Source organism: Sphingobium sp. FW306-1B-F04DB (assembly GCF_058781925.1).
Genome location: NZ_JBYSXE010000091.1, coordinates 1 through 6,042, shown reverse-complemented (window position 1 = coordinate 6,042; position 6,042 = coordinate 1). Strand labels below are relative to the sequence as shown.

Here is a 6,042-nt window from a genome sequence, read left to right as displayed (position 1 = left end):
GCGCTCGCCAAGGACGATGCCCGCTACAACGGCTTCGCCCAGTCGGCCACCGGATCCCTCCCCGCCTATAACTGCGGGTGGCCGATGTTTTGAACGAGCCGGCGCCTGGAGGAAAGGCGGCAATTCCGAGGTAAGCCCGGTGCCCGGTGCCATTTTCCCGCCCTTTTGCACGACAATGGCGCGCAGGGCAGGCATGAGTGGCAAGGACGATCGCAGAATGAGCAGCCGGACCGGAGCGCGGGCGGATCACTGATGCGGCTAGCTGACCTGAAAGGTGCGTTCCAGATCTTCGCGGCGGGCCCCGCCCGCACGCGCTTCGTCAATGTCGGCCATCTGCTGTCGGGCAATATGGTCACGCTCGTGCTCAGCCTCGGGGCGGTGGCGCTGACCGCGCGGACACTAGGGCCCGCCCAATATGGCGTGCTTGCGCTGATCATCAGCTCAGCACTGGCGATGGAGATGCTCGTCAGCTTCCAGACCTGGCAGCCGCTGATCCGTTTCGGCGCGGGGCTTGAGGAATCGGGCCGCGACGACGATTTCGCCGCCCTGTGCAAGTTCGGCATATTGCTCGATTTCAGCGCCGCCGCGGCGAGCTGGCTGATCGCGATGGGGCTGATGCTCGCAGTCGGCTGGTTCTACCAATGGTCGGAAGCGATCTACGCGCTGATCCTCGTCTATTCGACCACATTGCTCTTCAGGGTGAGCGGCGCGCCGATCGGCATATTGCGCCTCACTGGCCGCTTCCGCAGCGTCGCCTATCTCCAGTCGGTCAGCATGGCGGTGCGGCTGGCGCTGTGCCTAGTCGCGTTCTTTGACGACGCGGGCATGATGACCTTCGTCCTGATCTGGGCGAGCACCCAAATCCTTGGTTCGATGCTGCTCTTCGCCGCCGCACTGCGCGAGCTGGCACGCGACGGGCTGGGGCGGGTGCTGCGCGCACGCGTCGGACGGATTTCCGAGCGCTTTCCGGGCATCTGGAGCTTTACCTGGTCGACCAACCTGTCGCTGACGCTCTGGTCAAGCACGCAGCAGCTCGACACGCTGCTCGTCGGCGCACTCGCCGATCCTGCAAGCGCGGGGCTCTATCACATCGCCAAGCGCGTCGGGAAAGTCTCGTTCCAGGCGGGCGCGCAGCTGCAGGCGGTCGTCTACCCCGAGGTCGCGCGGCTGTGGAACAAGAACAAGCTCCGCGAATTCCGCGCGGTGGTGTGGCAATCCGAGATGATGCTGGCGGCCTTCGGTCTCGCCGCATGGGGCGTCGTGGCGCTGGCGGCCGAGCCGCTGATCCGCGCCTTTGTCGGCCGCGCATTCGTCGGTGCCGCGCCGCTGCTCGTCGTCCAGATGCTGGCGGTCGCGCTGACGCTTACCGCCTCGATCAAGCGTGCGGCGCTGATGTCGATGGGGCAGGCGCGCCAGCTCTTCCTTGCGGTGCTGGTGGTGGTACCGATCTTCCATGTGTCGGCGATCGCGCTGATCCCGCAGATCGGCCCGATGGGCGCCAATATCGCGCAGCTGATCATGGGCACGATCTGGATCATCATGCTGAACCTGATGTTCCGCCGGGCCTTCCACCGTCCCGCGCCCGCAGGATGGCGTACGTCGCAGCCGTCGAACCTCGACTGACGCGCGTCAGGAACCGATCACCAGCCGCGAACGCTTGCCAAATACCAGCCTGACCAGCGCGACCAGCGCGACCGATGCCGCAAGCCCCGCGACGGAGGTCGCGACCGCGCCGCCAAGCAGCGCCCACCAGGGCTGGTCAGCGGGCACCATCGGGCCGATGACCCGAGCGATCGGGCGCAGCAGCGGTCCGTGGACGAAATAGATGCCGAAGGACATCGACGCCGCTACCCCCAGGAGCTTGCGGGGCATCGAAGGCGGCCGCGTCGACCAGTTGCTCAGCGCCACGAGCAGCAGCGAAGCGATGCTGAGCCGCTGCACATAATAGCAGCTCTCGCGTAGCGAAGTGATCCCGACACGGTCGACATTGATCGCGAATAGCAATGTGAGCGCTGCGGTCGCGATCAGCGCCGCCGCACAGAACCAGCGCCAGTGCTTCCGCAACCCGTCGAGCGCCAGATCGAGCTGCGTTCCGAGCACCAGCCCGTAAACATAGGCGCCGCCGAAATAGACCACGATCTCGGGCGTCAGCACGGTCCCGGTCCGCGAGATCAGGAGCGGCGCGAGGATGAGCAGCGCGGCGAGCCATCGCCATCGCGCGCCTCGTACCAGCCGCGAGAGGAGCGGGCTGATCGCATAGAGGCCGAGAATGACGGGAATGTACCAGAGCGTGTTCCACGCATCGCCCGTCGCGATATTGACCGCAAGCTCGCGCACAAACGCGGATATGTCCGCACTGCCGCCATCGCGACGCAGCGCGATCGCCCAGGCGAGCGCCGTGAGCACGAAGCTCACGACCAGATAGGGCGATCCGATATTGCGCAACCGCGCCTTGAAGAATGCGCCATGCGGCCGCCGCCAGAACAGATGGCCATAGAGCACGCCCGATATCAGGCTGAAATAGAGCGTCGAGTCGTGGAAGAGGATGAGGTTGATCGCATGCCCCAGCGCCGACCCGGGCGTCCGATCGGCAAGCCCCTGCTGGAAGAACGCGTTGCCCGCGTGCAGCATCACGATCGCGAGGATCGCGACGCCGCGCAGCAGATCGAGACAGGTGACATAGGTGCTGTCGGCGGGCGTCGCGGCCGGTGTGGCGCGCGCAAAGCCCGGGGCCAGCGCATCTGTCGTCATCGCGCGCGCCCTCCATCGGCCGCGACACAATTCGGACGTTGCGCGCTTACGCTCCTGGATCCGACGAGACTTTGCCGCAGCGGTTGCTCGCGTTCGAGCATGGTCGCCGGCGGAGACGGGCAACACATGCGTGGATCACCGGTCGCGCGATTGTGGAGTGGCGACACGTTGATGCCAAGGCTGAGCGCAACCGCCCCCGCAATCGCCAGATTGCCCCGCCCCCGTGACGCCAGCCCGGGCGCCGCCGCGATCAGCAGCGCGAGCGTCCATTGCGAACTGTAGAGCAATGCCTCGTCGGGATTGAAGAACAGGTAGAACAAAAAGAGCGCCGCCACGGTGCCCAGCGCCGCGATGACGACGGGCCGTGCGGTTCCCGCGAGCCCGCGGACGATTCCCGTAAGGCCAACCGCATAGATGCCGACCAACGCCGCAGCGCGCATCGGATCGCCCAGAAGTGCGGCGATGTCGGTCGCGGGATAGCGGCACTGGACATGATCGAGCGGCGCAACGAAGGCGAACAGGAAGAAGCTCGCCAGATAATCGGTCCTGATCCGCGCATCGGCGAAATTCGAAAGGTCCGCATAGCGCCGCAGATAGTGCCCCTGCCACACCAGCCCGCCCGTCGGATCGAACAGCATCGCGGGCACGATCGCGCCCGCCGATGCGATCGCCGCCGGCAGCAGCAGCGTCAGCCAGAATCGCCTGAACCACCCGCCTGGCGCGCGCCGCCATGCCAGGCCGGTATAGATCGCCAGAAAGGCAAGCGCGGGCGGGTTGGTCAGCGCGACGATCGCCCCCGCCGTCCCTGCCCCGATCGCGGCGGGCAGCGGCGCGCGCTCGACACGCGGCGCGAGCAGAGCGAAGGCAAGGCAGGCCAGCGCGATCGCCATGAAGGTCACGCCATAGGTTTCGATCACCCCGAAGATCGTGACGGTGCCAAAGGCCGACAGCGCGAGTGCGGCGAGGAACGCGGCACCGCCGCTGCCGAGGTAACGATGCCGTAAAAAGGCGAAGAGCAACCCGGCACCCGCTGCCTGGATCAATGCCAGCGCCACCGACCCCGCGGTACCGGCGGGCAGGCCAAGTGCGATCAGCGGACGCGCCAGCCCGCCGATCAGCACGACTGCCAGGGGATGCTTGCGCGGCTTGAGCCCCCCATAGCGCTGCTGCGCGAGCGCCTTCGCATAGGTCGCGGTGTCCGCGCCGAACACGCAATTATTCACGGTGATCGCAGAACGGCTATATTCGAGCCTCGTGACCGACAGGCAGAAAACCGCGACCATCAGCCCGATCGCGCAGGCCAGCGCGCGCGTGAGCTGCGATCGCCGTTGGGATCCACGTTCCAGCCCCGACATATGCGGTGGCGCGGGTGCGGCCAACGTTACCACGCCCAGAGCAGCAGCCCTGCTACCACCGCCGCGCACAACAGGCTCTTGAGGTCGCCCGTCGCGTAAACCACCGGATCGTCCCTGATCTTGAGCCGATTGGCGAGCAGCATGAGGCGGATCAGCCAATAGATCAGGATCGGCGCGATATACCACAGCCGTTCGGGCTGGCCGTAGCTCAGCATCACCTCATCCGAGCCGATGAAGCGCGTGAAGATCGTGATCGCGCTGAACCCCGACGCAGCCGCGAGCGGCACCATCACGCGCAGGTCCTCGACCTTGTAGGCGCGGCTGGGTGCGCGCGTGCCCCCTGAGTCGAGCAGGTAGGACAATTCGGTGAAGCGCTTCACGAGCGCGAGCGCGAGGAAGAAGAAGAGCGAGAAGGCGATGAGCCATTCGGAGGAATCCGAGCCGATTGCCTCGTCACCCGCAATCACGCGCATCGTGTAGAGCAGGGCGAGAACGACGACGTCGAGCCCCAGCATCCGCTTCACGATCAGCGAATACATGCATGTCGAGGCATAATAGGCGCCAAGCACGGCCATGAACCCGATCGGCAGAAGCGCGGCAAGCCCGAAGGCGGCAGCCGCCAGGCCGAGGATCAGCCAGATCGCGGCGGTGCGGCTGATCGCGCCGCGCGCGATCGGCCGCTCACGCTTGAAGCGATGCACCCGATCCGCCTCGACATCAACCAGGTCGTTGAACACATAGGCGCTCGAAGCCGCCAGCGAGAACGCAAAGAATGCGGTCAGCGCCGCCGCCAGCGTCACCACGCTGAAATCATGCCCGACCAGCATCGGCACAAAGACGAGGATGTTCTTCTGCCAGTGGTGCGGTCGCACCAGCGTGAGCACTTCGCGGCACCAGCCCAAGGGCGTCGCCGCAGGCCGCGACAGCTCCGCCTGTTCATCCGGGGTCTTGCCCGCGGGTCCCTCCGTCCCGCCAATACGCTGCACGCGGCTCATGGGCAAAGTGTAACGCGCCACCCCCCGATCATACGCTACGCATTGGAGTTACTACCATTTTTGGCAGGCGCGCGCGATGATCGCGCGCGCCTGCGGGGATGACGATCACGAACTGTTTGCGCTGGCCAGGCGGCGCACAATGAGGCAATGGAACAAAATGGGATTATCTCAGGAACAGATCATCACCTCGATCGACGCGGTCGCAGCGATCGAACCCGGCTTCGCCGCCGCTCTCGGACGCATCGGCTATCCCGAGCCGCGAATCCGGCCGCGCGGCTATCAGACGCTGCTGCGCACGATCATCGGCCAGCAGGTCAGCGTAAAGGCGGCGCAGGCGGTGTGGGACAAGCTCGAGGCCGAGCTCGGCGCGGGCTGCGAGCCCGCCGAACTGCTGGCGCGTGACTACGACACGCTGCGCGCCTGCGGCTTTTCGCGACAGAAGCAGGGCTATGCGCGCAGCCTCGCCGAACTGGTGCTTTCGGGCGAGCTCGACCTGCGCGCCTTGCCCGCCGACGACGAGGGCGCGATCGAGGCGCTCGTCAGGATCAAGGGCATCGGCCGCTGGTCGGCCGAGATCTACCTGCTCTTCGCCGAAGGCCGCCCCGATATCTGGCCCGCCGGCGACCTCGCCGTCCAGATCGAGATCGGCCGCATCCTGGGCCTCGCCGAACGTCCGAGCGAAAAACAGACACGCAAGCTCGCCGAAAAATGGCGCCCGCATCGCGGCGCGGCGGCGATCATGACCTGGCACCATTACAACACCGATATGGGACTGCCGGTATAGGGCGGGCGCGGCTGCTTTCGACCCATTTGAGCCCCTCCCTGGAAGGGAGGGGAGAAGGCAGCTCTCCACGATATTCCGCCCATTGGGCATCGGATCGGTCGAGAATGACAGCTTCCGACCAATATCTGCCCCTCCCTTTCAAGGGAGGGGTAAGGGG

General features: G+C 66.1%; 5 protein-coding genes. 2 read left to right on the top strand and 3 right to left on the bottom strand.

Annotated features, from left to right (window positions below):
* Window positions 1-252 precede the first annotated feature (252 nt).
* A complete protein-coding gene (locus AC3WJD_RS21540; protein ID WP_492748845.1) occupies window positions 253-1,623 on the top strand; it encodes a lipopolysaccharide biosynthesis protein in 1,371 nt (456 codons plus the stop codon).
* A gap of 6 nt (window positions 1,624-1,629) precedes the next feature.
* Here the strand turns inward: AC3WJD_RS21540 and AC3WJD_RS21535 are convergent, their stop codons facing one another.
* Genes AC3WJD_RS21535 through AC3WJD_RS21525 form a run of 3 tightly spaced genes read right to left on the bottom strand, consistent with a single transcriptional unit; the run spans window position 1,630 to window position 5,092 of the window.
* Window positions 1,630-2,751: an acyltransferase family protein gene (locus AC3WJD_RS21535; RefSeq protein WP_492748841.1), complete on the bottom strand. Its 1,122-nt coding sequence runs from the start codon at window positions 2,749-2,751 to the stop codon at window positions 1,630-1,632.
* Window positions 2,748-4,130: a hypothetical protein gene (locus AC3WJD_RS21530; RefSeq protein WP_492748838.1), complete on the bottom strand. Its 1,383-nt coding sequence runs from the start codon at window positions 4,128-4,130 to the stop codon at window positions 2,748-2,750. Before AC3WJD_RS21530 ends, AC3WJD_RS21535 begins: the two co-directional genes overlap by 4 nt.
* A 2-nt stretch (window positions 4,131-4,132) precedes the next feature.
* The gene (locus AC3WJD_RS21525) at window positions 4,133-5,092 is read right to left on the bottom strand and encodes a UbiA family prenyltransferase (protein ID WP_492748835.1); all 960 of its coding nucleotides are present in this window, start codon (window positions 5,090-5,092) and stop codon (window positions 4,133-4,135) included.
* 166 nt (window positions 5,093-5,258) lie between these two features.
* Here AC3WJD_RS21525 and AC3WJD_RS21520 point away from each other — a divergent pair, with 166 nt between their 5' ends.
* Window positions 5,259-5,885 (top strand): DNA-3-methyladenine glycosylase family protein, encoded by a 627-nt coding sequence (locus tag AC3WJD_RS21520; RefSeq protein ID WP_492748833.1) that lies wholly within the window; start codon window positions 5,259-5,261, stop codon window positions 5,883-5,885.
* The last annotated feature ends 157 nt before the right edge of the window (window positions 5,886-6,042 follow it).